Source organism: Pseudomonas sp. D8002 (assembly GCF_013385695.1).
GTDB lineage: Bacteria > Pseudomonadota > Gammaproteobacteria > Pseudomonadales > Pseudomonadaceae > Aquipseudomonas.
Genome location: NZ_JACAPM010000020.1, coordinates 128,711 through 153,330 on the forward strand (window position 1 = coordinate 128,711; position 24,620 = coordinate 153,330).

Below are 24,620 nucleotides of genomic sequence, written 5' to 3' on the forward strand. Positions count from 1 at the left end.
CCTGTGGTCTCAAGAGACGGGCATTTAGCCTTTTTTCTTGTAGGCCACGCAATCGATCTCAACCTTGCAATCGACCATCATGTTCGCCTGCACACACGCCCGCGCCGGAGCATGTTCCGGGTTGAAGTATTCGCCGAAGACTTTGTTGAAGCTCCAGAAGTCCCGTGGGTCTTCCAGCCATACACCGACGCGCACCACGTCTTCAAGGGCGTAGCCGGCTTCTTCGAGAATCGCCACCACGTTGCGCATGGTCTGGTGGGTCTGCTCGACGATCCCGCCCGTGATGATTTCACCGTCCACCGCCGGCACCTGGCCCGACACGTACAACCAGCCATCCGCTTCCACCGCGCGGGCGAAAGGACGAGGCTGGCCGCCGCCTGCAGTGGCGCCGGTGCCGTAACGAGTAATGCTCATAATGGATCTCCTGAAGTGATGATTTAAAAACGAATGTTCTTGAGAAATTCCGCGAGTCGCGGCGATTGCGGGCGTTCGAAAATGTCTTTCGGCGGCCCTTGTTCTTCAATGCGGCCCTGGTTCATGAAGACGATCTTGTCCGAGACTTCATAGGCAAAGCGCATTTCGTGGGTGACCAGCAACATGGTCATGCCCTCTTCCGCCAAACCCTTGATTACGCTGAGCACTTCGCCCACCAGTTCCGGGTCCAGGGCCGAGGTGACTTCGTCGAACAGCATCAGGCTCGGGTTCATCGCAATCGCCCGGGCAATCGCCACGCGCTGTTGCTGGCCGCCCGACAGTTGGCCCGGGAAGTGATTGCGGCGCTCCAGCAGGCCGACACGGTCCAGCCATTTTTCCGCCAGTGCAACCGCTTCGTCCTTGCCCATCTTCTTGACCTTGAGCAGGCCCAGGGTGACGTTCTGCAAGGCGGTCAGGTGCGGGAACAGGTTGAACTGCTGGAAGGCCATGCCGGTCATTGCGCGGTGCTGGGAGATCACCCGCTCCGGGTGGCGCACGCGCTTGCCGCCGACCTCGCTGTAGCCGATGGATTCGCCGTCGAGGGTGATCTGGCCGCCCTGGAATTCTTCCAGTAGGTTGACGCAACGCAGCAGCGTGGTCTTGCCCGAACCGCTGGAGCCGATCAATGTCACGACGTTGCCGCGCTGCATGCTCAGGTCGACGCCCTTGAGCACTTCCACCGGGCCGTACTGTTTACGCAGGCCGCGAATGTTCAGCAGTGGCTGGCTTTCTTTTGAGAGTTGGTTCATGGCAACGCCACCCGCTTTTCAATGTAACGCCCCAACAATTCGATGGCGTAGTTGATGACAAAAAACATAAAGCCTGCAAACAGGTAGAACTCCAGGGTCATGAACGTCCGGGCGATGACCTGTTGGGTGCTGAGGAGCAGCTCGGCCACACCGATCACCGACAGCAAGGTGGAAGCCTTGACGATTTCGGTGGACGAGTTGACCCAGGTCGGCAGGATCTGCCGCAGCGCCTGGGGTAACAGCACGTAGCCCAGGGATTGATAGAAGGTCAGGCCGATGGCCTTGCCCGCTTCCAGTTGCCCCTTGGGAATGGCCTGCAATGCACCGCGCACGATTTCCGAAACGTGAGAGCCGCAGAACAGCGTCAGGCCCACGGCACCGGCCTGGAACGCAGTGATCTGCCAGCCAAGCGCCGGCAACATATAGAAGCACGCCAATACCAGCACAAACACCGGCGTACCGCGGATCAGGTCGACGTACAGGCGAAACGGTGCGCGCATCCAGAATTTGCCGTAGGTCAGTACCAAGCCGGCGACGATGCCGATCAGGGTGCCGAAGATAATGGCCAGGGCCGAGCAGTAGACGCTGGTCTGGAACCCCGCCCAGAGGGTTTCCCGGGCGATCCACAACTCATGCAGCCAGCTGGGGGATTCGTACATGGGCGCTCCTTAGCGGCGAATTGCCAAACGCTGTTCCAGGTAACGGAGCAGCATGGCAATGAGGTAACAGGCAGCCACGTAGAGCGCGGTCGTGACCATCCAGGTTTCAATCACCCGGTAGCTTTCGACGTTGATCTTGCGGGCGTAATAGGTCAGCTCCGGCACCGCGATCGCGGCGGCCAGGGAGGTGTCCTTGAACAGCGAAATGAAATTGTTCGACAGCGCCGGCAGCACGTTGCGCAGCATCACCGGCACGGTGATGTACGCGCGGATACGCCACTCGCCCAGGCCAATGGCCAGGCCCGCTTCACGCAACCCCTTGGGAATGTTCAACAGGCCTGCGCGAAAGACCTCGGTGAGGTAGGCACCGGCGTACAACGACAGGGTGATGATGAACGAAGGGATCTTGTCCAGCCGGATACCCAGGCTGGGCAAGGCGAAGTAGATCAACAGGATCAGCACCAGGATCGGGGTGTTGCGGATCACCGTCACATACACCGAGGCCACGATGCGCAGCGCACGGTGTTTGGACAGCATCGCAAACGCCATCAACAGGCCGATCACGCAACCGATGGCGATGGACAGCAGTGCCAGTTCAAGGCCGAGGCCGAGCCCCGCCAGCAAGCTGGGGAAATCGCGCCACACAGCGGCAAAGTTCAACTGATAGTTCATGGTCGGCAGTACCTGATTGGGGCGCCGTCAGCGACGCCCCAGGGTTTACGAATTACTTGAACTCAACCGGGAAACCGATCGCAGGCTCCGGCAGGTCCACACCGAACCATTGCTTGAACGAGGCCTTGTACATTGGGAATTCCACACCGGTCATGGCTTCATGCAGGGCGGTGTTGACGAAGTTCAGCCAGTCCTGGTCGCCACGCTTGACGGCGCACGCATAGGTTTGCGGGCTCCAGGCGTAGCTCGGGCTGCGGTAGCGGCCCGGGTTTTGCACCATCAGGTACTTGACCGAGGACTGGTCGGTGGCGGCGGTGTCGGCACGCCCGGAGTTCACGGCCTGGTACATCAGGTCGACGCTGTCGTACTGGTCGACCTTGGCTTTGGGCAATGCCTGGTGCACCAGCTCTTCGGCGTAGACGTTTTGCAGCACGGCCACGGTGACGCTGTCGCCAGCGGCTTGCAGGTCTTCGATTTCCTTGTATTTGCTGTTGGCCGGCAGCAGCAGGCCCACGCCTTCGCGGTAGTACGGCAGGGTGAAAGCCACTTGCTGCGCGCGGCTGGCGGTGACAGTGATGAACTGGCAGCTCATGTCGACCTTGTCGGTCAGCAGGTTGGGAATCCGGGCGTCGGAGGACTGCACCACGTATTCGACTTTGCTCGGGTCGTTGAACAACCCCTTGGCCACAATGTGGCCGATGTCGATGTCAAAACCCTGCAACTTGCCATCCGCTCCCTGGAAGTGCCACGGCGCATTGGTACTGCCTGTACCCACGATCAGGTGCCCACGCTTGAGCACTGTATCGAGCTTGCTGTCCGCCGCCTGCACTACGCTGGCGAGGGAAGCCGATGCGGCGAAGAGAAAAACACACGCTTTGAACACGGAAAGTCGGTGATGCATGACAAGCACTCCAGAGATTGTGTATTCCGCTATACCGGAACTTAGTATGTAACAACGGAATAGACAGCAGAAAGTGTGCCACACGCGGTGACAGAAAAATATTGCGGGATTAATTTCTTTTTAAATCAAATGGATAGATTTTTATCAGCGATAAGGCACTGGGCCAGCCGCTGCAATCAGATTGCTACCGTTGGCTACACACCGGGGTGACAGGCCACATTTGGGTGCGGGGGCGGGTCGTTACCGTGCACGAAAGCGGTGCAATGGCCGGATGGAAGAATTCCGTGGCTGGGCTAGTCTTGGCAGATGATCGAGCCCCCCAAGGAACGCGTTCAGATGAAGATCAGTCTTGTCCTTATGTTGTTGTCGCTGGCATTTGCCACCCAGGTGTTCGCCAAGGATGACCGGCGCGAATGCAAGGCCGAGCTGGTCAGGCTGAAGGCGGCGTTCAGTACGAACTACACCACGCAGAATCATCATGGGTATCGCAGGGCGAAGGATGCCAAGGATCAGGGTGACTATAAGCAGTGCGTGGGGTTGGCGAAGAAGGCTCGGGAGCGGGCGGAGCGCTGAAGGCTTTGGGGCTGCTGCGCAGCCCAGCGGGAGCAAGCTCCCTCGCCACAATGGACCCTTAGAGGTGGGTACCTGTTAGTTTTGACAGTAGACGGTTTTGATCGCCGGGATTAGCGTGGGCCAGGCCTTTCGCTCAAGGAGATCATCATGGGAATTGCAACGGCGGTGATTGCCGATGCCGAGCAGTATCAGCAGTTGCTCAAAACGCATAGAACGGTGTTCATGCTGTTTGTTTCGCAGCACTGCCCGGCCTGCGGGGAGGCCGGGCCACTGTTTGAACGGATCGCCGGGAAATACGCCAGCTCCGTGAAAAGCCTGGTGCTCGACACTGCCCGAACCCCGAGGCATCCCGAGGTTACCGGCACGCCTACCCTGCTGGTTTTCCAGAATGGCAAGATGATCAATAAGCTGGAGGGGTTCGACGAAAAAACGCTGAGGGAGACGTTCGCCAGGACCAGAATCAGTCCTCCAACATCAACCGCGCCGTACCCGAAACCCGAATCGAGGCACCCTTTTCATCGGTGATCTGCGCCTGCAAGCGCGAACGACTGCCCATGTCCTCGCCTTGAATGATGTCGATGCGCCCGTTGTGCGGCCAGCCCAGGTCCCGCAGGTAGCCGGCAAAGGCAGCGGTCGCGGCACCCGTGGCCGGGTCTTCGTACACGCCGCCCACCGCAAACGGGTTGCGGGTGTGGAACAGCGTCGGGCTTTCGGCAAACACCAGCACCACGGTGCCCAAACCGGCGTCGGTCATGTAGCGGCGACCGGCCTCCAGTTCATAGTGCATCTGGCTGAGTTTGGCGCGGCTGTCGAGCGCCAGCACCAGGTGGGAGATGCCGGCATGGATGATCGCTGGCGGAATGCTTGGGTCCAGGTCATTGCGGGTGTAACCGAACAGGGTCAGGCCCGCGTCCACCAGGGCATCGTTGGCCGGTGCGCTGCGGGTTGGCGGGGATTGCAGCGCGGCCTCGATCAGGTCGCCTTCGCTGCGACCGCTGACCGAGATATCGCCATTGTTCAACGCCAGGTGGAATTCGCCATCGCCCAGCGCCAGGCTCAAGGCCGCACCGAGGGCGATGGTGGCATGCCCGCAAAACGCGACTTCGGACTCCGGCGCGAAGTACCGCACGCGCCAGCCGTCATCCTGCGGGCAGGCGAATACGGTTTCCGAAAACCCGACTTCGTGGGCGATACGCTGCATTTCTGCAGCTTCCGGCAGGCTGTCACCGATCCAAACACCTGCAGGGTTACCGCCCTGGTTGCCGTCACAGAATGCAGAAATCTTAAGCACGTCCAAAGTCATTCGGGTAACCCTTCCTTAACGGTTCAGTGAGCGGCGATGCTATCCAAAGGCCAGCCCAGCGTCGAATGAAATTCACCCGTTAAAGAGGGGCCAGCAACACCTGCGTGACCCGCCGCTCCTCCACCGCCGCCACGGTCAGGCGCCAGCCTTCATGTTCCAGGCTGTCACCGACCACCGGCAGTCGATCCAGCAGGCTCATCACCAGCCCGGCCAGGGTCTGGTAATCCTCCGTCGCCACAGCCTTGAAGCCGGTGCGCTGGCGGATCAGGTTGAGGTTCAAGGCGCCATTGACGCGAAAACCACCCTCCTCCTCGACGATATCCGGGCCTTCGACCTCACTCGCATCCGGCAACTCACCGGCGATGGACTCGAGGATGTCGGTCATGCTCAACACCCCGATAAAGTCGCCAAATTCGTTGATCACGAAGGCAATGTGAGTCGACTCCTGACGCATCTGCTCCAAGGCATTGAGAATCGAAAAACTCTCCAGCAAGTTGACCGCCCGGCGCGCCAGGTGCTCCAGGTTCGGCTCGTTACCGGCCAGGTATTCCTTGAGCAACTCCTTCTTGTGCACAAAGCCCAATGGCTCGTCGACATTACCGTTGCGGATCAAGGGCAGGCGCGAGTAAGACGAATGCATCAGTTTCAGGCGGATAGTGTCGGGATCGTCCGACAGATCTATAGAGTCCACCTTCGCCCGAGGCGTCATCAGCGTACGGATCGGGCGTTCAGCCAGTTGCAGCACGCCACTGATCATCACCCGCTCGCGCCGGTCGAACAGCGGCCCGCCGTTGGCATCGGGGTTGTCCAGCAGGTCGGCGACCTCTTCACCCACCTCCTCCACTGCCAGATTACGCCCGCCGAGCAAACGCATCACCGCGTGGGCCGTGCGCTCACGCCTCGGCAGCGTGCCCTGGGCCGACTTCTTGCGGCGCGACCGGGCGATCTGGTTGAACAGCTCGATCAGGATCGAGAAGCCGATGGCCGCGTACAGATAGCCTTTGGGAATGTGGAAGCCCAGGCCTTCGGCCGTCAGGGCAAAACCGATCATCATCAGGAAGCCCAGGCACAGCATGATCACCGTCGGGTGGGCGTTGACAAAACGGGTCAGCGGCTTGCTGGCAACGATCATCAGGCCGATGGAAATGATCACCGCGATCATCATCACCGCCAGCTCATCCACCATGCCCACGGCGGTAATCACCGCATCGAGGGAGAACACCGCATCCAGCACCACAATCTGCGCAACGATCGGCCAGAACATCGCATAGGCCACGTTGCCAGTGCGCTGAGCCACATGCCCCTCAAGGCGCTCATGCAATTCCATGGTGGCCTTGAACAACAGGAACACACCACCAAACAGCATGATCAAGTCACGGCCCGAGAAACTCTTGTCGAACACCTCGAACAGCGGTTGGGTCAGGGTCACCAACCAGGAAATACTTGCCAACAGGCCCAGACGCATCAGCAACGCCAGGGACAAACCGATCAGACGCGCACGGTCACGCTGCTCCGGCGGCAGCTTGTCCGCCAGGATCGCGATAAACACCAGGTTGTCGATGCCCAGCACCAGCTCCAGCACAATCAAAGTCAACAGGCCGAGCCAGGCCGTTGGATCCGCTAACCATTCCATTTTTCAGTATCTCTTCAAGTTTTTCAGAATGCCGGGCACGGCAACGCACGGTCGAGGGACCGGGTAAGGGTAGGCAATCGGAAGACGGGGTGCCTGGCCTGGAGGCAGGCGATCAGCGGGAACAGCGACAGTGCATGTCTTGAGGAAAGACGACTGGGAGGCTCCGAGAGGGTGTTCATGCAGGTCCTGTTGTGGGAAAGGGACTTGAATCGTACAGGCGAAACGGGAATTTCCTACAATCTAAAATTATTACAAGATCTGTAGGATCAAGCATTCTGATATTAGGGAGAATGTCGTGAGCCAACAATTTTTCACTATGGTTGGGACAGCCCATAACAAATTTTGAGCATTTGATCGTTCCCACGCTCTGCGTGGGAATGCATACCGTGACGCTCCGCGTCACCCTCTCGCCGGACTTCAGCCAGGCTCGTAGCATCAAGCTTTATCGTCGGGCAGATCAACACGATCTTGCTGCTCTTCACTGATCAGGTATTCAAGAAACGCGGTATACGTCGGCCATGAATCCGGCGCAGTCAACAAGGCCTCCCTACCCAGGCGGCACACATCCACGTCATCACACCAAATCACCCGACCGCCTCCGCCCGAGCAATCCATCACGATCAAACTGGCCGGCGGCTGGGCTAATACCAAAAACTGCCGCGCAAGCCCGGCACGCTCTCGAAGACTTCTGGTTTCGTCCAGGACATTCGGCGCAGGCGCCCACCCTATTGCGTGCAAGGGCAAAACGTAGATTCCAGAGCCATCGAAGAACTCGGCAGCCTCACGAAAATCATCCGCAAGCTCCAGGCCAAGGTGGCTCTGCACCTCATCAAGAAACCCAGGCTCAACGGCGCGCGCGCCATTCAAAAGCAAACATTGCTGCCGGATCATTGCTAACGTGGACATCAACACCCGCCCTCGCGTCTAGAGAATTGCCCGCGTGCCAAGAAAGCGCAGATAGCGCCCATCCTCGTTGTCAAAGATCTCGGCCCCTGCGCCCATGTATGCCCGCATCAATTCATCGGCGGCCTGATCATCGTGGCCCTGATCCAGCAAAACCTGCCCCAGGCGCAGATGTAAAAACGGATTTCCGAGACCGCCCGGACAGGTCATCGCATAGTCCAAGGCATCCCGGGCTGAGCCGTTGAATCCGGATAAAAAGCATGCATCAGCGATGGCAGCCAATACCCAGGTGGAGGCTTCCCAATCATTTTTCGGCTCGGGGATCAAGATCCAGGCCTTGTTGTATTGCTCGATGGCCTCTTCATAACGGCCGTCATCGGCCAATTGATCACCTGCACTGCATAACGACTGGATCTCTTCGTGCAGCGACGCTGCAAGCTCAGTGGTCATGAGGACTCCTCCAGAGATCCATCTGCATCCCAGAACGACCACAGCCCAACTTCCTGGCCACGCTCATAAACGCCCTGCGCCGCCACCTGTCCATTGTCGTGGTAGTCCCGCCAGTCGCCGTGTTCGGCGCCATCCACGTAATTCCCCTCGGAAGCCAGGTTGCCGTTTGGGTGGTAGGCGCGAAAAAGCCCATGTCGAATCCATTGCGTGCCGTCCTCGGACAGGTAACGCGAATACCTGAATCGAACCTCACCGGTCTCGTAGGGAATTTCCGCTATGTGTAACGCGTCTGGTTTTTCGTCCATGGCAAACCTGCTGCGGTGTGTTGATGTGCTTTCAGACTCTGTTGAGAAAACTGACTTTAGCCGGCGTTGTACGTTTATGCCCGTTATTCAGAACGGCCCTTTCGTCATCACCCGCTCATCAATGAAGCTACGCAACATCGCAATCCGCTGCGTATAGGCTTTGCTCAGGCAACTGACTTGGGCGCCGCAGGTATGCCGTTGCTTGAGCCACACAGCCTGATCATCCATCAACGAACCGCGCCCTCCCATGGCCATGAAGTGCCGGTTGAGGTCATAGAGCAGCGCCATGGTCACGTCCTGATCATTGAGGGAGCGCGTGGCACAGATGGTTTTCTCGTCAGGCGCCTTCGCCCGGTCACAGTCAAAACTGGCCGCCAGGCTCACAGGGCTGAGCCACAACACGGAAAACCCGGCGAGCACTGCGAATACCGCCGGTTTAATCAAACGAACTGCCATGAAAATACCTCCTACAGAGGGCTACGCGCCACACCCTGCCCAAACCGATAAATCGCCAGGCAATACCCAATCAACGCCACCGCTGCCAGCAACCCGCCCGCCGCGCCGATCCAGGCAAAACCAAAGTGGCTGCCCACCCAACTGCCCATCAACGCCCCACCGCCAATACCGATGTTGTAGATCCCGGAAAACATCGCCATCGCCACATCCGTGGCATCCGGCGCCAGCACCAGCACCTTCGATTGCAACGCCAGGCCAAAACCCATGATGGCCATGCCCCAGAACACACTCAGGGTCACCAGGTACGACACCTCGCCACTCAACGGCAGCAACAACGCCAGGCACAGCGCCAGTATGGCCACCGCGCTGATCAGGAAACGATGGGGGCTAAAGCGATGCACCAGGCTGAACAACAACGAACCAATAATCCCCGCGCCGCCAAACACCAGCAGGATCAGGGTCACCGTATTGCCACTCATACCGGCAACACCTTCAACAAACGGCTCAACATAGCTGTAGGCCGTGAACTGCGCCGTCACCACCATCGCCGTCAGCACGTACAGCGCCACCAGCGCCGGGCGCTTGAACAACAGCGGCAAGCTGCGCAGCGAACCGGAGTTCTGGCTCGGCAGCAGCGGCAAGGTGCGCGCCAGCCAGAACACCAGCCCGGCGGCAAACGCGCCGATCACCAGGAAGGTGGTGCGCCAGCCCATGGCTTCGCCCAGCAAGCGGCCCAGTGGAATACCCAGAACCATCGCCAGGGAAGTACCGGTAGCCAGCAACCCAAGGGCCTGCACCTGCTTGCCCTCCGGCGCCAAACGCACCGCGAGGGAGGCAGTAATCGACCAGAACAACGCATGGGACAGCGCAATGCCGACCCGGCTGAGCATCAGGATGCCAAAGCTGGTGGCCACGCTGGACAGGATATGGCTGGCGATAAACATGCCGAACAGCACGATCAGCAGCTTGCGCCGCTCGACGTTACGGGTCAGCAGCATCACCGGCAGCGAGGTCAGGGACACGATCCAGGCATAGATGGTCAGCATCAGGCCGACGCTGGCGATGGGCATGTCGAAGCTCGCGCCGATGGCACTCAGCAGGCCGACCGGTACAAATTCGGTGGTATTGAAAACGAAAGCGGCCAACGCGAGAGCGAAGACCGGTTGCCAGTTAGCTTGAGGTGTTGCGGCGGAAATGCTCATTGACAGGTCGTCGTACTCGTTTGCGCGCAGATCAAGCCGGCCCGATGCCGGGCCTTGAGCCGCGCGCAAAAAATAGTAACACGACGATTCAGGGATCGACTTGCCCCATCAGCTCGGGAATCGACTCAGGACGCTTGGCATAGCGCTGGGCCAGCGCCGCGCAGACCATCAACTGGATCTGGTGAAACAGCATCAGCGGCAAGATCAGCACCCCCATGCTCGCCCCGGCAAACAACACCTGGGCCATCGGCACACCGGTGGCCAGGCTTTTCTTCGAGCCGCAGAACAGAATGGTGATCCGGTCTTCCTGGCTGAAGCCAAAAGCCTTGCCCAGCACCGTGGACGCCACCAGTACCAGCGCCAGCAACACACAGCACGCCACCACCAGGCCACCCAGTTCCCACAACGGAATCTGGTGCCAGATGCCTTCGTTGACCGCTTCGCTGAAGGCGCCGTAGACCACCAGCAAAATCGAACCCTGGTCGACGAACTTCAGCCAGGATTTGTTACGCCCTACCCACTCGCCGATCCAGCGACGGGCGATCTGCCCGGCGATGAACGGTAGCAACAATTGAACACTGATTTTCAGGATCGCATCGACGGTGGAGCCGCCATCGCCATGCACATTCAGCAGCAACGTCACCAGCAATGGCGTCAGGAAGATCCCGAACAGGCTCGACGCCGCCGCGCTGCAAATCGCCGCCGGGATATTACCCCGGGCCAGCGAGGTAAAGGCAATCGCCGACTGCACGGTGGCGGGCAACGCACACAAATAGAGCATGCCCATGTACAGGTCTTTACCGATCAGCGGCGACAACACCGGCTTGAGCGCCAGGCCCAGCAACGGAAACAGCACGAAGGTCAGGCTGAACACCAGCAGGTGCAGGCGCCAATGACCCGCACCGGCAACAATGGCCTGGCGCGACAGTTTCGCGCCGTGCAGGAAAAACAGCAGCGCGATGGCCAGGTTGGTCACCCAGCCAAAGGCCACGGCGGTCTGGCCGCTGGCGGGCAGCAGGGACGCGAGGATCACCGTGGCCACCAGGGTCAGGGTGAAGTTGTCAGGTAAAAAGCGTGGGCGGGTCATAGGCCAATCTTCCAGGGGTTGCCAAGAGCATCGTCGCGACTCTAACGTAACGGCTTATTACCGACTAACGCCAATGAGCCAGTAAATGCCGCCAAAAGGACATGACAAAACCGTGCGCCGCAGCGTGCCCGGGCTTTCCAGCCTGCCCAGGCCGGTGTATGGCCGCACCGAATCCCTGCCCAACCGCGCGCTGACCCGCCGCCATAGTCACCCGTGGGTGCAGTTGTCCTACGCAATATCCGGGGTGCTGGAGATCCAGACCAGCGTAGGACGCTTCGTCGCGCCACCCCAGCGGGCCGTGTGGATACCGGCCGGCATGCCACACCGGGTGTTCAGTTCGCCCCATACCGAGATGCGCAGCCTGTACCTCGATTGCAGCGTCACCGCCTGGGCGGCCGACCGCTGCCAGGTGCTGGCGGTGAGCAGCCTGTTGCGCGAGTTGATTCGCAGCTTCAGCGAATTGCCGGTGGAATACGCCGAGGATGGCCCGGATGGACGGCTGGCCCAAGTGGTGCTGGACCAACTGGCCGCCGCGCCCCAGGTCGACCTGATGTTGCCGCTGCCCGCCGACAGCCGCTTGCGGCAGATTTACCGCAGCCTGAACCTGCACCCGGAGCAGCAAACCACCCTGGGGCAGTGGAGCCAGAAACTGGCGGTCAGCGAGAAAACCCTCAGCCGGCTGTTCCTGAGCGACACCGGCCTGACCTTCCGTGCGTGGCGCCAGCGCCTGCGATTGTTGAGCGCCCTGCCCGCCCTGGAACAAGGCGAACGCGTGACCGATGTAGCATTGGCCTGCGGCTACGAATCCACCTCGGCCTTCATCAACGCCTTCCGCCAGCAGTTCGACGCCACACCCGGTGAGTTCTTCCTCTGATCATCAGACAACAAAGACCTCAAAAAGAGAACAGGGCCCCCGTGGGAGCGGGCTTGCTCGCGAATGCGGTGGTTCAGCCAGCACATGTATTGACTGACCCACCGCATTCGCGAGCAAGCCCGCTCCCACATTTTGTCCCGCGTTGATCCCGTTAGCGTTGCGCCTTGGCCAACACCGCCTGCAACAACACATCCGCCCCCGCCGTCGACCACTGCGGATGAATCTCCTCCGCCTCGTTATGGCTCAGCCCCTCCACACACGGCACAAAAATCATCGCCGTCGGCGCCACCCGGTTCAGGTAGCAGGCATCATGCCCGGCCCCGGAAATCATGGCGCGATGGCTATACCCCAACGCTTGCGCCGAAGCCCGCACCACCTCCACACACTCAGGGTCGAAGGCAATCGGCGCGTACTGGAAAATCTGCTTCACGCTGTGCTGCAAACCAATCCCCTCGGCGATCCGCGCCACCGCCGCCTGCAACTGCCGATCCTGATACCCCAGCACCGCTTCATCCGGATGCCGAAACTCCACACTGAAAAACACCCGGCCCGGCACCACGTTGCGTGAATTGGGGAAGATGTTCGCCATGCCCACCGTCGCCCGCCCTTCGGCGCCCTGTTCCAGGCCGATCTGGTTCACCGCCTCCACCACACGGGCAAACCCGAGCAACGCATCCAGCCGGTGATCCATCGGCGTCGTCCCGGCATGGGCGCTGCGCCCGCTCAGTTCCACTTCATACCAGCGCTGGCCCTGGGCGCCGGTGACCACACCGATGGTCAGGCCCTGTGCCTCAAGAATCGGCCCCTGTTCGATATGCAGCTCAAACGCCGCATGCACCGCCTGGCCACCCACCGGATGCACACCGGCATAGCCAATCTGCTGCAATGCCTGGCCGATGGTGATCCCGGCCTTGTCTTCCCGGGACAGGCCGTACTCCAGGTCAAACACCCCGGCATACACCCCCGAGGAAATCATCGCCGGCGCAAACCGCGAGCCTTCTTCGTTGGTCCAGTTCACCACTTCGATTGGCCGCTCGGTTTCAATCCCCAGGTCATTCAAGGTGCGCAGCACCTCCAGCCCGGCCAGCACGCCGTAGATACCGTCGTACTTGCCGCCCGCCGGCTGGGAATCGCCATGGGAACCGGTCAGCACCGGGGCCAGGTGATCCTGGCGCCCGGCGCGACGGGCAAAGATATTGCCCATGGCATCCACCCGAATGCTGCAACCGGCCGCCTCGCACCATTGCACAAACAGGTCGCGACCGCGGCGGTCCTCATCCGTGAGGGCCAGGCGCGAGACCCCGCCCTTTTCGGTGCCGCCGATCTGCGCCATTTCCATCAGCGAGCCCCACAGGCGCTCGCCATTGACCCGCGCCAAGTCGTTCATGAACGCGGCTCCTGGGGTTTGGCCCGGTAGCGGAAGTCACAGTGATGGGCACCGCCCATGATGGTCTGGGTGCGGGTCAGCTTGATGTCCGGGTTGTAGCCGACGATAAACAGTTCGTCGCGGTTGCAGGACAGCAAGTGACCGATCTCGCCCAGGCCCATCTCGTGATACATCTCGGCATAGCGGCAGCGCTTCACGTCATAGTCGTAGTGCTCGGCGTCGCTGGCGATGATCTCGACCTTCAGCGCATCGTCCTTTTCCCAGAGCACTTGCAGCTCGACAAAGCTCTTGAGGTCGGCGCCCTGCTCTTCCAGCTCGGCAAAGTGCTTGCCGGCCTGGATCGCTGCATTGCCCACCGCCTCGCCGATCACCGCCGCCGCAAAGTCCTTGCCCTGCTCGCGCACCAGGATCTCGTAGATCGGCTTGATGATTTCGGCTTCGATCCGCCGCCGGGCCAGGATGCCCAGTTCACCTTCCAGCTTGCTCATTGTGTGCCTCCGTAAACCTGTAGGAGCGAGCTTGCTCGCGAAGATATTCCAGGCGCATCGCTGCGTTGACTGTACATTTTTCGCGAGCAAGCTCGCTCCTACAGGGGTGGGTTGTTACTTGCCGCCCGCCACACTGACTGGCTGCCACTGATTACTTTTGACCTCATACACGGTGAACGACGGCTTCTTCAGGTTGCCCTCGGCATCAAACGCAATGGTCCCGGTCACGCCCTGGTAGCTGATGGCGCGCAGCACCGGCAGGTACTTTTGCGGGTCCACCGAGTCGGCCTTCTCGATCGCCGCCACCAACACCCCGACACCGTCATAGGCAAACGGCGCGTGCAGTTCGATCGGCGCCTTGTAGCGATCCTTGTAAGCCTGCTCGAACGCCTTGCCACCCGGCATCTGCGCCACCGCCAGGCCCGGCTCCAGGGCAATCACGCCCTCGCCTTCGTTCTGCGCCAGTTGCAGGAAGGTCTGGCTGACAAACCCACCGGCCCCCATCAGCGGTGCCTTGATGCCCAGTTGCTTGATACGCCTGGCCAAAGGCGCGGCCTGGGAATCGACGCCACCAAAGAAAATCAGGTCCGGGTTCTGGCTGCGGATATTGGTCAGCACCGCGCTGAAATCGATGGTCTTGTCGTCGACGTATTCACGGGATACCACCTTGGCGCCACCGGCCTCGATGGATTTGACGAACTGGTCCGCCAGGCCCTGGCCGAATGCGGTACGGTCGTCGATCACCGCAATGCGCCGGGCATTGAGGGTGTTCAAAGCATAGTCGCCGGCCACCTGGCCGCCATCGTCGTCATGGCCCATGATCCGGAAGCTGGTGTCGAAGCCCTGCTGGGTATACGCGTGCCCGGTAGCAACCGGGGCGACTTGCGCGATACCTGCATCGTGATAAACCCGCGCCGCCGGAATGCTGGTGCCGGTGTTCCAGTGGCCCACCACGCCCACTACGCCTTCGTCCACCAGGCGCTGGGCCACGGTGACGGCGGTGCGCGGGTCGGACTGGTCGTCCTCGGACAGCAGCTTGAAGGTCACCGCCTCACCGTTGATTTTCGGGTGCTTGGCGTTGGCCGCGTCGATGGCCAGTTGCGCGCCGTTTTCCAGGTCCTTGCCGATCCGCGCCGACGGGCCGGTCAACGGCCCGGCCAGGCCGATCAATACGGTCTGGTCGGCCTGGGCCATGGCACTCGCCAGGCTGCTCAAGGCCAGGCCGATCACTAGGGTGTGCTTGAAAGTCTTCATCAGTGGTTCCTGTTTCTTTACGGGCTGGTCGGAACACGCCGGGCGTCCGGTAGCGTCAGGGTTGATTTGATTCATTCACCGAGGTAGGCACTGCGCACCTCGGGGTGGTCGAGCAATTCATGGGACGGGCCAGTGAGGCTGATGCGCCCGGTGTCCATCACATAGGCACGGTCGGTGACCTGCAGCGCGAGCCGGGCGTTCTGCTCTACCAGCAGCAGGGTCATGCCCTGGCGGCACACGTCGTCGATCACCTGGAAGATCTTCTCCACCATGATCGGCGCCAGGCCCATGGACGGTTCGTCCAGCACCAGCAAGCGCGGCTTGGAGAGCAGCGCCCGGGCCAGCGCGAGCATCTGTTGCTCGCCACCGGAGAGCAGGCCGGCGGACTGCTGCAGGCGCTCCTCCAGACGCGGGAAGTGCTCGAACAACTGGCGGATCTCGCGGTTCACCTGCTCGGTGTCACGACGCAGGAAGGCTCCGGCCTGGAGGTTTTCCAGGACGCTCATGCGCGCAAAGATCCCGCGCCCTTCCGGTACCATCGCAATGCCCTGGCGCAGCAATTGGTCCGGCGCCTGGCCGAGGATCGAACGCCCGGCGAAGTGAATCTGCCCCGCCGCTGCCGGCAGCAATCCAGTCAGGGCCTTGAGGCTGGAGGTCTTGCCGGCACCGTTGGCGCCGATCAAGGTCACTCGCTCGCCTTCGCCGATGTGTAAATCCAGGGACTTGACCGCTTCGATGGCGCCGTAGCGCACCTGCAAGCCGTCGACTTTCAATAAAGGTTCAGACATGGGCGCTGGCTCCCAGATAGGCCTGGATCACGGCCGGGTCGCGGCGCACTTCGGCGGGCGCGCCCACGGCGATCACCTGGCCGTAATCGAGCACGCTGATGCGGTCGCACACCCCCATCACCAGCTTCACGTCATGCTCGATCAGCAGCAGCGTGTGGCCGTCGTCGCGGATCTTTTCCAGCAGGCCGCGCAGTTGCACTTTCTCGGCAGCGTTCATCCCGGCGGCCGGCTCGTCGAGGGCCAGCAAACGTGGTTCAGTGGCCAGGGCCCGGGCGATTTCCAGGCGGCGTTGGTGGCCGTAGGACAGGCTGTCGGCGCGGTAATTGGCGAACCCCGCCAGCCCGACATACGCCAACAGGCGATGGGCATGGGCGCGGGTTTGCGCTTCTTCTTCCCGGGCTCGACGATGGCGACTCAAGGCGGCCCACACGCCATTGCGGGTGCGCACATGGCGGCCGACCATGACGTTTTCCAACGCGCTCATGGTGTTGAACAGGCGGATATTCTGGAAGGTCCGGGCGATGCCGGCCTGGGCCACCTGGTGCACGCTGCCCGGCTTGTAGTCCTCGCCGTCGAGCTGGAAGCGCCCGGAATCCGGGGTATACAGGCCGGTCATCACGTTGAAGAAGGTGGTTTTACCGGCGCCATTGGGGCCGATCAAGCCATAGATCTCCCCAGGCTGGATGCTCAGGCTCACGTCGGTGAGCGCCGCCACGCCGCCGAAGCGCTTGTTCACCTGGTTAATCTGCAACAGCGGCTGATTCATCGCGCCACTCCTTTTGGCCACAGGCCTGCCGGTCGATAGAGCATCGCCAGGATCAGCGCGAGCCCGTAGAACAACTGACGAATGATTTCCGGGTCCACCAGCACCTGGCCGAACAGCGCCTGCTGCAACGGGCCCATGCTCGCGCGCAAGGCTTCGGGCAACGCCGCCACCAATACGCAGCCGAGAATCACCCCGGGGATATGGCCCATGCCGCCGAGCACCACCATCGCCAGCACCGCGATGGACTCATTGAGAGTGAAGGACTCCGGCGAGACAAAGCCCTGGAACGAGGCAAACAACGCCCCGCTCACGCCGCCAAACCCGGCACCGATGGCGAACGCCAACAGCTTCAAGCGCAGGGTGTTGACGCCCATGGCCTGGGCCGCTTCCTCATCTTCACGAATCGCCACCCAGGCCCGCCCGATGCGCGAACGCTCCAGGCGAATGCAGGCAAACAGGATCAGCACCACCAGCGCGGCGAACAGGTAGTAGTACAGATAGACCGAAGGCAGGCGCAGGCCGAACAGCTCCTGGGTGCGCCCGAGGTTGATCCCCAGCAGGTTGACCGGGTCGACCTGGGAAATACCTTTGGGCCCGTTGGTGATGTTCACCGGGCGATCCAGGTTGCGCAGCAATATGCGGATGATTTCACCAAAGCCCAGGGTCACGATGGCCAGGTAATCGCCGCGCAGGCGCAAGGTCGGTGCGCCCAACAACACGCCAAAGCCCGCTGCCAGCAACGCGGCCAAGGGCAGGATTAACCAGATCGAGGTGTGCATGCCCGCCGGCAGCAGCGCCATCAGCGCCGGGAATTGCTGCAACAGATGCGGCGAGGACAGCAACGCGGCGAGGTACGCGCCCACTGCGTAGAACGCGATAAAACCCATGTCCAGCAGCCCGGCGTAACCCACGACGATGTTCAGGCCCAGGGCCAGCATGATGTACAGCAACGCGAAATCGAGGGTGCGCACCCAGGTATTGCCACCGGCATGCCCGACAATCCAAGGCGCCAGCACCAGCGCCACGGCGAACAACACAAGGCCGAAGCTGGCGCGCTGGCGGGAGGTATTCAGGACACTCATGCGCGGGTCGCCAGTCGTTCGCCCAACAGCCCCGAAGGACGAAACACCAGCACCGCGATCAACACGATAAAGGCAAACACATCCTGGTAATTGCTGCCGAACACACCCTGGGTGGCAGCGCCCAGGTAGCCGGTACCCAGGGCCTCGATCAACCCCAGCAGCAGGCCGCCAAGCATCGCGCCCTTGAGGTTGCCGATGCCGCCCAATACGGCTGCGGTGAACGCCTTGATGCCCGGCAGGAAACCCATGTAGAAGTGCGCGCTGCCGTAGTTGCTCGCCATCATGATTCCGGCCAATGCCGCCAGGGCGCCGCCAATGGCAAAGGTCAGCACGATGATGCGATTCGGGTTGATGCCCATCAGGCTCGCCACCTGCGGGTTCTCGGCCACGGCGCGCATGGCCCGACCAAAGCGTGTGCGCTCCACCAGCACCAGCAGCGCGACCATCACCGACAGTGCGACGGCAATGGTGGTCAGGGCGGTAGCGTTGGTGATCGCCGGATGCGCCGAAGCGCCCGCGAGCACTTCAATCGGTTCCAGCGGCAGCAGTTGCGGGAACATCTGCGGGTTACGCGTCCACACCAACATGGCGATGGTTTGCAGCAACAACGACACCCCGATGCCGCTGATCAATGGCGCCAGGCGCGGCGCATTGCGCAGGCGCCGGTAAGCGACCCGCTCAATCAGCACCGCGAGTACCGCGCAGAACGCCATGGCAATCACAGTGGCTGCCAGCAGCACCAGCACCGGCGGCATCGCCGGCCATGTCACCTGCAACAGGCGAATCACCGAGAGGCCCACCAAAGCGCCAATCATCAACACATCGCCGTGGGCAAAGTTGATGATCCGCAAAATGCCGTAGACCATGGTGTAACCCAAGGCCACTAGCGCGTAGAGACTGCCCGTCATCAAACCATTGAGCAGTTGCTGGATAAACGCATCCATGGAAACCATCGACCTCACTACTGACGAGGGCGGCACACTAAGCATCTATTCTGTTTTTATCAAATATCAGAAATTCATATGGTTATGCCAAACGCATAAAGCGCTATAACCGCCATAAATACGGCATTTATGGCTCTTTATTTGCCATCTCACTTAGTATTTAATTCAATACATGAATAATTTAGAACAGTTAGCCAATGACCCGCCGTTGCGTGCCGTGCGCACCTTCGAAGCGTTTGCCCGCCATGGCGGAGTGAATTCCGCTGCCCGCGAGCTGGACGTGTCGCCCTCCGCCGTCAGCCATCAACTGCACCTGCTGGAAAGCTTTCTGCAGCAAGCGCTGACCTTGCGCCAGGGCCGCAACCTGGTGCTCACCGAAGAAGGCCGCGAGTACTACCGCGCAATTCGCTCGGCCTTCGCCGTACTGCGCAGCGCCACCGAACACGTGCGGGAAAAAAGCGCCACACGCCAGGTCACCATCAGCCTGATCCCGCTGTTCGGCATCAACCTGTTCATCCCGCGCCTGGCACAGTTCCTCAAGGACCACCCGGCGCTGGACATCAACGTCACCTACGCCAACCACCGCAGCTACCCCAGCGACGCTGCCGATTTATCGATCCGCTTCGGCACCGGGCACTGGCCGGGGTACCACAGCGAGCCGCTGATTTCCGGGGCGGTGACGCCGTATTGCAGCCGCGCATTCCTGGAGCAACACGGGCCGATCGACACACCTGAGGCGCTGAGTGAATTACCGCTGTTGCACGACGAAGAGCGCGGCACCTGGAGCCAATGGTTCCAGGCCGCCGACGTGCATCACGGGACCGCGTTGAATGGTTTGCTGCTGGAGGATGGTCAGTTGGCGCTGACGGCCACGCTGACCGGATTGGGCTGCTCACTGCTGCGCGCGCCACTGGTGGCGCCGCATGTGGCAAATGGGGAGTTGGTGAAGCTGTTTGATCTACAGGTCGATGATGGCCGCCAGTACTACCTGTGCCGGCGGGCCAACAGCGAGTTGTCGAGCGAGGGGAATCACTTGTACGACTGGATCAAGAACAACCTTGCGGGGAATTGAAAACACCGCAGATCCAATGTGGGAGCGGGCTTGCTCGCGAATGCGGTGGTTCAGCCAGCACATGTATCGACTGACCCACCGCATTCGCGAGCAAGCCCGCTCCCACATTTTTGTGTGCGTTTCAATTCAGAATGGAGTCAGCTGCCGTTCCCGCCGTGCGCCTCTTCAAAGAAGTAATCCTTCCAGCTCCCCGCCTTGTTCTTCAACACCCCCAACTCCTGCAATTTCTCGGCATAGATATAGGTACGCTGCGGCACGATGGTGAAGTCGATTTCCGGGTCCTGGACAATCTTCTCCACCAGCGCCAGCGGTAGCTTCGACTGCTCTACACGAATGTAAGCCTGGGCCGCTGCCGGCTTGTCGGCCTTGATGATTTTCTCGGCCTCGGCCAACGCGTCATAGAACGCCTTGTAGGTCTTGGGGTTCTCGTCGTGGAATTTCTCGGTGGTGTACAGCACATTGAACGTCGCCGGGCCGCCGAGAATGTCGTAGGAACTCAGCACCTTGTGCACCTTGGGATTCAACAACTCCTGGTACTGGAACGGCGGGCTGGAAAAGTGCGCGTTGATCTCCGAACCGCCAGCAATCAGCGCCGCAGTGGCGTCCGGATGCGCCAGGCTGATGGAGATATCGTCGAACTTCTTGTAGTTGTCGTTCCCGAACTGCTTGGCGGTTTCAATCTGCAAGGTGCGCGACTGGAAACCCACACCGGCGGCCGGTACGGCGATGCGGTCTTTTTCGCTGAAGTCCTTGAGGGTCTTCACATCCGGGTTATTGGTCAGCAGGTAGTTGGGCATCGAGCCCAGCGAGGCGATGGCCTTGACGTTCTGCTTGCCCTTGGTGCGGTCCCACAGCGTGAGCATGGGCGGCACACCTGCCGACACCACGTCCAGCGCGCCGGCCAGCAGCGACTCGTTCATCGCGGTGGCGCCGGAGATACTGTTCCACTCCACCTTGATGTCCAGGCCCAGCTCCTTGCCGTGTTTCTCGATCAGGTTCTGGTCACGAACCACATCGAGGATCAAGTAGCCGATGCCGAATTGCTGGGCGATGCTGATCTTGCCTTCGGCGTGTGCACCAAGGCTGAGGAGCGCACTGGCTGCTGCCAGGAGCGTCAGGGTGGGTCGTTTTATTATCATGAGAACGCTGCCGCGAGGTTGAGAAGGGTTGCGAGCGTAGCGGCCCACGTACAGTGCGAAAAAGAATATCGCGATCTATGGATATACGAAAAACACTGCCCGCCGGCGCTGCTATATTGCGCGCCTGTGCCTGATGTCATCCCCGGAGCCACTCTGCATGCTGCGCACCAACCTCAACGAGATGCTGATCTTCATGGCGGTGGTCGATGGCGCCAGCTTCGTCGCCGGTGGCCAGGCGATGGGCCTGACGCGCTCGGCCGCCGGCAAAGCCGTGGCGCGCCTGGAGGACAGCCTTGGTGTGCGCCTGTTGAACCGCACCACCCGCACCTTGAGCCTCACCGACGAAGGCCGCGCGCTGTATGACCAGGGTCTGGAGATCCTCGCCGCAGTGGACAACGCCCAAAGCCGCATCGGCCAGCCCACCGGGGTACCGCGCGGTTTATTGCGGCTTACGCTGCCCGATGCGTTCGGGCGCAAGGTGTTGCTGCCGTTGTTGAAGAAATACCTGCACGCCTGGCCCGAGGTGCAGGTGGAAGTCAGCTTCAGCGACCGCACCGCCGATATCGTCGAGGACGGCTTCGACCTGGCCATCCGCATCGGCAGCGCCAACACCGACCGCCAACTGGTTTCCCGGGTGGTCGCCCGTTATCAGGCGCTGCTGTGCGCCGCACCGGACTATCTCGCCGAGCACGGCATGCCCCGGGACATGGACGCCCTCGCCCACCACGACTGCCTGTATTTCAGCAGCCGCACGCGCAAGCAAAGCTGGCGCTTTCGCGAATCGGATGGCACCTGGGTCAAGGCGTACGGGCGCAGCCGCCTGCGCCTGGACAGCGGCGAAGCACTGCGCGACGCTGCCGTGTCCGGGCTGGGCATCGCCTTGCTGCCGGACTTCGTGGTGGCCGAGGACCTGGCTGCCGGGCGCCTGGTACAGGTGCTGCCCGACCTGGACGCCGGGGACGTGGAGATCCTGGCGATGTACCCGAGCAAACGCTTCCTGGAGCCTCGGGTACGGCGCTTTATCGACCTGATGGTGGATGAGCTGGCGGACTGATCAGTCGGCGTGGGCAATCACCTTGATCTCGACGATCTGTGCATCGGACGCCAGGTAATTCACGCCGACCAGGGTCGCGGCCGGGCGATGCTCACCGATGTATTCTTTCCACACATTGACCACCGCTTCAAAATCGCGCTTGGCATGCACCAGGAAGAAATCCACCGCGGCAATGTTCGAGCGGCCAACGCCGAAGCCGGCCAGCACATGGTCGAGGTTCTCCAGTGTCTGGCGGGTCTGGGCGGCGGCATCACCGTCAACGAACTCACCTTCCAGGGTGTGAGAAAACTGCCCGGCAATATAGATCGTGCCATTGACGCGGTAGCCCTGGCTGACGCTGTTGCCCTCTTCCCATGAAACGCCGTGGTTGTAGATCGTGGATTTGCTGCTCATGTCGGTTTCCTTGGGCGATGATTTAAGGAAACTGTAACAAGGGCATTGGCGAATGGACGTCCCCACTGAGGCGACCAAAAACTACCCGCCCACGCCCTTCGGCTGGTATCGTGCCGCCCTTGAAAAAACCGCTGCGAGGAAATGGACCTTGAACACTGACGAAAAAATGACCGGGGACCTGTTCGAGGTGGATAAGCGCCTGTCACTCAAGCCCGTGGTGGACTTCAACAACTACCTGCGCAGCGCTTTCGGCGATGGCCCCTGCACCTGCATCCGCTGCGTCGCCAGCGAGGGCAGCGAGGCCGGCTACGAGTTTCAGCACACCTTCGATTTCGACGGCAAAAAAAACCACCGTCGCTTCGCCTCCACCGCCGGCAGCGACGTGCTGTTGATACTGAAGAAAGCCTGGTTGTCTTACACCAAGGCCGAGCTGCCGTTGAGCGGCGCGCTGGCGCTGGACACGGTGAAGGAATTTGTCGAGCCGCAGCTGCACAAGCGCGTGGCGCCGCTGTTCCTGGCCAGTGGGTTGGTCAAGGATGTGGAAGGTGAGTTGCGGATGCAGCCGCAGGCAGCAGGCTGATAATCGCGCAAACAGGCAACAAGCTGCTTCACTGACAAGGCTGTCCTCTCAGCGCAAGGAGTCGCCGATGGCCGAGCCAAGCAAAAAGATGAGCCTGATGGGCCTGACCACCCTGGTGGCGATCAACATGATGGGCTCGGGCATCATCATGCTGCCCGCCAGCATGGCGCAATTGGGTGCGATTTCGCTGCTGTCGTGGCTGATCACCGCCGTGGGCTCGATGGCGATCGCGTACTGTTTTGCCCAGTGCGGCCTCTTCTGCACCCGCACCGGCGGCATGTCGGCCTACACCGAAGAGGCCCACGGCAAGTCCGGGTTCTTCCTCTGTTCGTTCCTGTATTTCCTGTCGCTGATCATCGCCAATGTGGCGATTGCGATTTCGGCGGTGGGCTACCTGTCGTCCTTCATCCCGTGGCTGGGCAGCGGCCCCATCCCCTTGTTCATCGGCACCCTCGGGCTGATCTGGCTGACCACCGTGGCCAACTTCGGCGGGCCGCGCCTGACCGGGCGGATCGGCGTGATCACGGTGTGGGGCGTGATCATTCCCGTGGCGGGCTTGAGCGTGATCGGCTGGTTCTATTTCAAGACGGAGGTGTTCAGCGATGCCTGGAACCCCAACCAACTGCAACTGTGGGATGCGATTGGCGCGAGTATCCCGCTGACCCTCTGGGCCTTCCTCGGCATGGAGTCCGCGGCCCAGGGCTATGACGCGGTGGAAGACCCCAAGCGCACCGTGCCGCTGGCCTGCCTGCTGGGCACCCTCGGCGCGGCGCTGGTGTATGTGCTGTCCACCAGCGTGATCCAGGGCATCGTGCCTAACGCCGAACTGGCCGAGTCTTCCGCGCCGTTTGCCCTGGTGTATGCGCAGATCTTTACGCCGCTGGTGGGCGATATCATCATGGCCCTGGCGGTAGTGGCGTGCATCGGCTCGCTATTGGGCTGGCAATTCACCCTGGCGCAAACGGCCAAGATGTCGGCGGACCAGCGCCTGTTTCCGCGCTTCTTCAGCCGGGTCAGCCGCTCCCACGCGCCCGTGTTGGGGCTGATTGCCTGCGCGGCGTTGCAGAGCCTGATTGCCTTGTCGACCATCTCGCCCACGGCCAGTGCGCAGTTCGGCAAGTTGGTGAACCTGGCGGTGGTGACTAATTTGATTCCTTACGTCACTGCGCTGACTGGGCTGCTGGTGATGATGCACAAGGCGCGGGTGGCGGCGGTGGTGTATGCGCGCAATACCACGGTGTTGCTGATTGCCGTGGGGTATTCGCTGTATGCGATTTACGCGTGTGGTGAGGAGGCGGTGTTTGGTGCGACGCTGGTATTGGCGTTTGGGTATCTGTTGTATGGGTTTTTGGCGCGGCGGTTTATTACGGCCGGTGGTGGGTGAATATCCGTTATTTTGGTGATGGCTGAGATTGGTTCCGCTCTTACAGCG

29 protein-coding genes are annotated in these 24,620 nt (G+C 61.1%); 7 read left to right on the forward strand and 22 right to left on the reverse strand.

Annotated elements, in window-relative coordinates; genetic code table 11:
- Nucleotides 1-24 precede the first annotated feature (24 nt).
- The 5 genes from HX807_RS12300 to HX807_RS12320 are packed head-to-tail and all read right to left on the reverse strand — an operon-like array spanning nt 25 to nt 3,455.
- Nucleotides 25-414 (reverse strand): RidA family protein, encoded by a 390-nt coding sequence (locus HX807_RS12300; protein WP_003208000.1) that lies wholly within the window; start codon nt 412-414, stop codon nt 25-27.
- A gap of 23 nt (nt 415-437) precedes the next feature.
- The gene (locus HX807_RS12305; protein WP_003207998.1) at nt 438-1,223 is read right to left on the reverse strand and encodes an amino acid ABC transporter ATP-binding protein; all 786 of its coding nucleotides are present in this window, start codon (nt 1,221-1,223) and stop codon (nt 438-440) included.
- Nucleotides 1,220-1,882: an amino acid ABC transporter permease gene (locus HX807_RS12310; RefSeq protein ID WP_003207996.1), complete on the reverse strand. Its 663-nt coding sequence runs from the start codon at nt 1,880-1,882 to the stop codon at nt 1,220-1,222. The genes HX807_RS12305 and HX807_RS12310 overlap by 4 nt, the downstream gene beginning before the upstream one ends.
- 9 nt (nt 1,883-1,891) lie before the next feature.
- The gene (locus HX807_RS12315; protein ID WP_003207993.1) at nt 1,892-2,554 is read right to left on the reverse strand and encodes an amino acid ABC transporter permease; all 663 of its coding nucleotides are present in this window, start codon (nt 2,552-2,554) and stop codon (nt 1,892-1,894) included.
- 52 nt (nt 2,555-2,606) lie between these two features.
- Complete coding sequence (locus HX807_RS12320) at nt 2,607-3,455, reverse strand: transporter substrate-binding domain-containing protein (protein ID WP_177050108.1); 849 nt, start codon at nt 3,453-3,455, stop codon at nt 2,607-2,609.
- Nucleotides 3,456-3,791: 336 nt separating this feature from the next.
- Between HX807_RS12320 and HX807_RS12325 the strand changes: the two genes are divergently transcribed.
- Both HX807_RS12325 and HX807_RS12330 read left to right on the forward strand, forming a co-directional pair.
- Nucleotides 3,792-4,028: a hypothetical protein gene (locus HX807_RS12325; protein WP_003207990.1), complete on the forward strand. Its 237-nt coding sequence runs from the start codon at nt 3,792-3,794 to the stop codon at nt 4,026-4,028.
- Nucleotides 4,029-4,175: 147 nt separating this feature from the next.
- Nucleotides 4,176-4,553 carry a co-chaperone YbbN gene (locus tag HX807_RS12330; RefSeq protein ID WP_102369342.1) on the forward strand — a complete coding sequence of 126 codons (378 nt, stop codon included), beginning with the start codon at nt 4,176-4,178 and terminating at the stop codon, nt 4,551-4,553.
- Here HX807_RS12330 and HX807_RS12335 read toward each other — a convergent pair.
- From HX807_RS12335 to HX807_RS12370, 8 genes are all read right to left on the reverse strand, one after another.
- Nucleotides 4,489-5,331, reverse strand: a complete 843-nt coding sequence (locus tag HX807_RS12335; protein WP_003207988.1) for a PhzF family phenazine biosynthesis protein — start codon at nt 5,329-5,331, stop codon at nt 4,489-4,491. The two genes, HX807_RS12330 and HX807_RS12335, sit on opposite strands and share 65 nt — an antisense overlap.
- 79 nt (nt 5,332-5,410) lie before the next feature.
- The gene (locus HX807_RS12340; RefSeq protein WP_177008264.1) at nt 5,411-6,964 is read right to left on the reverse strand and encodes a TerC family protein; all 1,554 of its coding nucleotides are present in this window, start codon (nt 6,962-6,964) and stop codon (nt 5,411-5,413) included.
- A gap of 435 nt (nt 6,965-7,399) precedes the next feature.
- Nucleotides 7,400-7,870, reverse strand: coding sequence for a hypothetical protein (locus tag HX807_RS12345; RefSeq protein WP_087694195.1), 471 nt, complete (start codon nt 7,868-7,870; stop codon nt 7,400-7,402).
- 18 nt (nt 7,871-7,888) lie between these two features.
- Nucleotides 7,889-8,317, reverse strand: coding sequence for a tetratricopeptide repeat protein (locus tag HX807_RS12350; protein WP_177050110.1), 429 nt, complete (start codon nt 8,315-8,317; stop codon nt 7,889-7,891).
- The gene (locus tag HX807_RS12355; RefSeq protein ID WP_371132908.1) at nt 8,314-8,517 is read right to left on the reverse strand and encodes a toxin-antitoxin system YwqK family antitoxin; all 204 of its coding nucleotides are present in this window, start codon (nt 8,515-8,517) and stop codon (nt 8,314-8,316) included. Before HX807_RS12355 ends, HX807_RS12350 begins: the two co-directional genes overlap by 4 nt.
- Before the next feature lie 192 nt (nt 8,518-8,709).
- Nucleotides 8,710-9,078: a lysozyme inhibitor LprI family protein gene (locus HX807_RS12360; protein ID WP_102605896.1), complete on the reverse strand. Its 369-nt coding sequence runs from the start codon at nt 9,076-9,078 to the stop codon at nt 8,710-8,712.
- 11 nt (nt 9,079-9,089) lie between these two features.
- Complete coding sequence (locus tag HX807_RS12365) at nt 9,090-10,280, reverse strand: sugar transporter (RefSeq protein WP_177050112.1); 1,191 nt, start codon at nt 10,278-10,280, stop codon at nt 9,090-9,092.
- A gap of 88 nt (nt 10,281-10,368) precedes the next feature.
- The gene (locus tag HX807_RS12370) at nt 10,369-11,367 is read right to left on the reverse strand and encodes a bile acid:sodium symporter family protein (RefSeq protein WP_087694198.1); all 999 of its coding nucleotides are present in this window, start codon (nt 11,365-11,367) and stop codon (nt 10,369-10,371) included.
- Between the two features lie 85 nt (nt 11,368-11,452).
- Between HX807_RS12370 and HX807_RS12375 the strand changes: the two genes are divergently transcribed.
- Complete coding sequence (locus HX807_RS12375; RefSeq protein ID WP_087694199.1) at nt 11,453-12,241, forward strand: helix-turn-helix transcriptional regulator; 789 nt, start codon at nt 11,453-11,455, stop codon at nt 12,239-12,241.
- 151 nt (nt 12,242-12,392) lie between these two features.
- Here HX807_RS12375 and HX807_RS12380 read toward each other — a convergent pair whose 3' ends face one another.
- From HX807_RS12380 to HX807_RS12410, 7 genes are all read right to left on the reverse strand, one after another.
- On the reverse strand, nt 12,393-13,628 hold the full coding sequence (locus HX807_RS12380; protein ID WP_177050114.1) for a Zn-dependent hydrolase: 1,236 nt from the start codon (nt 13,626-13,628) through the stop codon (nt 12,393-12,395).
- On the reverse strand, nt 13,625-14,116 hold the full coding sequence (locus HX807_RS12385) for an L-2-amino-thiazoline-4-carboxylic acid hydrolase (RefSeq protein ID WP_010173377.1): 492 nt from the start codon (nt 14,114-14,116) through the stop codon (nt 13,625-13,627). The genes HX807_RS12380 and HX807_RS12385 overlap by 4 nt, the downstream gene beginning before the upstream one ends.
- 114 nt (nt 14,117-14,230) lie before the next feature.
- The gene (locus tag HX807_RS12390) at nt 14,231-15,370 is read right to left on the reverse strand and encodes a branched-chain amino acid ABC transporter substrate-binding protein (protein ID WP_177050116.1); all 1,140 of its coding nucleotides are present in this window, start codon (nt 15,368-15,370) and stop codon (nt 14,231-14,233) included.
- Between the two features lie 71 nt (nt 15,371-15,441).
- Complete coding sequence (locus tag HX807_RS12395; RefSeq protein ID WP_008436935.1) at nt 15,442-16,158, reverse strand: ABC transporter ATP-binding protein; 717 nt, start codon at nt 16,156-16,158, stop codon at nt 15,442-15,444.
- Complete coding sequence (locus tag HX807_RS12400; protein ID WP_177050118.1) at nt 16,151-16,924, reverse strand: ABC transporter ATP-binding protein; 774 nt, start codon at nt 16,922-16,924, stop codon at nt 16,151-16,153. Before HX807_RS12400 ends, HX807_RS12395 begins: the two co-directional genes overlap by 8 nt.
- Complete coding sequence (locus HX807_RS12405; protein ID WP_177050120.1) at nt 16,921-18,006, reverse strand: ABC transporter ATP-binding protein; 1,086 nt, start codon at nt 18,004-18,006, stop codon at nt 16,921-16,923. Before HX807_RS12405 ends, HX807_RS12400 begins: the two co-directional genes overlap by 4 nt.
- Nucleotides 18,003-18,950 carry a branched-chain amino acid ABC transporter permease gene (locus HX807_RS12410; RefSeq protein ID WP_003207963.1) on the reverse strand — a complete coding sequence of 316 codons (948 nt, stop codon included), beginning with the start codon at nt 18,948-18,950 and terminating at the stop codon, nt 18,003-18,005. Before HX807_RS12410 ends, HX807_RS12405 begins: the two co-directional genes overlap by 4 nt.
- 172 nt (nt 18,951-19,122) lie before the next feature.
- Here HX807_RS12410 and HX807_RS12415 point away from each other — a divergent pair, with 172 nt between their 5' ends.
- Nucleotides 19,123-20,022 (forward strand): LysR substrate-binding domain-containing protein, encoded by a 900-nt coding sequence (locus HX807_RS12415; RefSeq protein ID WP_134326868.1) that lies wholly within the window; start codon nt 19,123-19,125, stop codon nt 20,020-20,022.
- A 137-nt stretch (nt 20,023-20,159) separates the two neighbouring features.
- Here HX807_RS12415 and HX807_RS12420 read toward each other — a convergent pair whose 3' ends face one another.
- Nucleotides 20,160-21,161 (reverse strand): ABC transporter substrate-binding protein, encoded by a 1,002-nt coding sequence (locus HX807_RS12420; protein WP_177050122.1) that lies wholly within the window; start codon nt 21,159-21,161, stop codon nt 20,160-20,162.
- Nucleotides 21,162-21,318: 157 nt separating this feature from the next.
- On the opposite strand from HX807_RS12420, the gene HX807_RS12425 reads away from it, so the two are divergent.
- Nucleotides 21,319-22,215, forward strand: a complete 897-nt coding sequence (locus HX807_RS12425; RefSeq protein WP_177050125.1) for a LysR family transcriptional regulator — start codon at nt 21,319-21,321, stop codon at nt 22,213-22,215.
- Here HX807_RS12425 and HX807_RS12430 read toward each other — a convergent pair whose 3' ends face one another.
- Nucleotides 22,216-22,608 (reverse strand): RidA family protein, encoded by a 393-nt coding sequence (locus HX807_RS12430; protein ID WP_008436909.1) that lies wholly within the window; start codon nt 22,606-22,608, stop codon nt 22,216-22,218.
- A 148-nt stretch (nt 22,609-22,756) separates the two neighbouring features.
- Here HX807_RS12430 and HX807_RS12435 point away from each other — a divergent pair, with 148 nt between their 5' ends.
- Complete coding sequence (locus tag HX807_RS12435) at nt 22,757-23,188, forward strand: hypothetical protein (RefSeq protein ID WP_087694212.1); 432 nt, start codon at nt 22,757-22,759, stop codon at nt 23,186-23,188.
- Between the two features lie 67 nt (nt 23,189-23,255).
- Nucleotides 23,256-24,572 carry a putrescine-ornithine antiporter gene (gene potE / locus HX807_RS12440; protein ID WP_177050127.1) on the forward strand — a complete coding sequence of 439 codons (1,317 nt, stop codon included), beginning with the start codon at nt 23,256-23,258 and terminating at the stop codon, nt 24,570-24,572.
- The last annotated feature ends 48 nt before the right edge of the window (nt 24,573-24,620 follow it).

Bases quoted from the DNA above. Each gene is read 5' to 3' on its own strand.
- HX807_RS12300 (WP_003208000.1), bottom strand. From the start codon at position 414: ATGAGCATTACTCGTTACGGCACCGGCGCCACTGCAGGCGGCGGCCAG.
- HX807_RS12305 (WP_003207998.1), bottom strand. From the start codon at position 1,223: ATGAACCAACTCTCAAAAGAAAGCCAGCCACTGCTGAACATTCGCGGC.
- HX807_RS12310 (WP_003207996.1), bottom strand. From the start codon at position 1,882: ATGTACGAATCCCCCAGCTGGCTGCATGAGTTGTGGATCGCCCGGGAA.
- HX807_RS12315 (WP_003207993.1), bottom strand. From the start codon at position 2,554: ATGAACTATCAGTTGAACTTTGCCGCTGTGTGGCGCGATTTCCCCAGC.
- HX807_RS12320 (WP_177050108.1), bottom strand. From the start codon at position 3,455: ATGCATCACCGACTTTCCGTGTTCAAAGCGTGTGTTTTTCTCTTCGCC.
- HX807_RS12325 (WP_003207990.1), top strand. From the start codon at position 3,792: ATGAAGATCAGTCTTGTCCTTATGTTGTTGTCGCTGGCATTTGCCACC.
- HX807_RS12330 (WP_102369342.1), top strand. From the start codon at position 4,176: ATGGGAATTGCAACGGCGGTGATTGCCGATGCCGAGCAGTATCAGCAG.
- HX807_RS12335 (WP_003207988.1), bottom strand. From the start codon at position 5,331: ATGACTTTGGACGTGCTTAAGATTTCTGCATTCTGTGACGGCAACCAG.
- HX807_RS12340 (WP_177008264.1), bottom strand. From the start codon at position 6,964: ATGGAATGGTTAGCGGATCCAACGGCCTGGCTCGGCCTGTTGACTTTG.
- HX807_RS12345 (WP_087694195.1), bottom strand. From the start codon at position 7,870: ATGTCCACGTTAGCAATGATCCGGCAGCAATGTTTGCTTTTGAATGGC.
- HX807_RS12350 (WP_177050110.1), bottom strand. From the start codon at position 8,317: ATGACCACTGAGCTTGCAGCGTCGCTGCACGAAGAGATCCAGTCGTTA.
- HX807_RS12360 (WP_102605896.1), bottom strand. From the start codon at position 9,078: ATGGCAGTTCGTTTGATTAAACCGGCGGTATTCGCAGTGCTCGCCGGG.
- HX807_RS12365 (WP_177050112.1), bottom strand. From the start codon at position 10,280: ATGAGCATTTCCGCCGCAACACCTCAAGCTAACTGGCAACCGGTCTTC.
- HX807_RS12370 (WP_087694198.1), bottom strand. From the start codon at position 11,367: ATGACCCGCCCACGCTTTTTACCTGACAACTTCACCCTGACCCTGGTG.
- HX807_RS12375 (WP_087694199.1), top strand. From the start codon at position 11,453: ATGCCGCCAAAAGGACATGACAAAACCGTGCGCCGCAGCGTGCCCGGG.
- HX807_RS12380 (WP_177050114.1), bottom strand. From the start codon at position 13,628: ATGAACGACTTGGCGCGGGTCAATGGCGAGCGCCTGTGGGGCTCGCTG.
- HX807_RS12385 (WP_010173377.1), bottom strand. From the start codon at position 14,116: ATGAGCAAGCTGGAAGGTGAACTGGGCATCCTGGCCCGGCGGCGGATC.
- HX807_RS12390 (WP_177050116.1), bottom strand. From the start codon at position 15,370: ATGAAGACTTTCAAGCACACCCTAGTGATCGGCCTGGCCTTGAGCAGC.
- HX807_RS12395 (WP_008436935.1), bottom strand. From the start codon at position 16,158: ATGTCTGAACCTTTATTGAAAGTCGACGGCTTGCAGGTGCGCTACGGC.
- HX807_RS12400 (WP_177050118.1), bottom strand. From the start codon at position 16,924: ATGAATCAGCCGCTGTTGCAGATTAACCAGGTGAACAAGCGCTTCGGC.
- HX807_RS12405 (WP_177050120.1), bottom strand. From the start codon at position 18,006: ATGAGTGTCCTGAATACCTCCCGCCAGCGCGCCAGCTTCGGCCTTGTG.
- HX807_RS12410 (WP_003207963.1), bottom strand. From the start codon at position 18,950: ATGGATGCGTTTATCCAGCAACTGCTCAATGGTTTGATGACGGGCAGT.
- HX807_RS12415 (WP_134326868.1), top strand. From the start codon at position 19,123: ATGAATAATTTAGAACAGTTAGCCAATGACCCGCCGTTGCGTGCCGTG.
- HX807_RS12420 (WP_177050122.1), bottom strand. From the start codon at position 21,161: ATGATAATAAAACGACCCACCCTGACGCTCCTGGCAGCAGCCAGTGCG.
- HX807_RS12425 (WP_177050125.1), top strand. From the start codon at position 21,319: ATGCTGCGCACCAACCTCAACGAGATGCTGATCTTCATGGCGGTGGTC.
- HX807_RS12430 (WP_008436909.1), bottom strand. From the start codon at position 22,608: ATGAGCAGCAAATCCACGATCTACAACCACGGCGTTTCATGGGAAGAG.
- potE (WP_177050127.1), top strand. From the start codon at position 23,256: ATGGCCGAGCCAAGCAAAAAGATGAGCCTGATGGGCCTGACCACCCTG.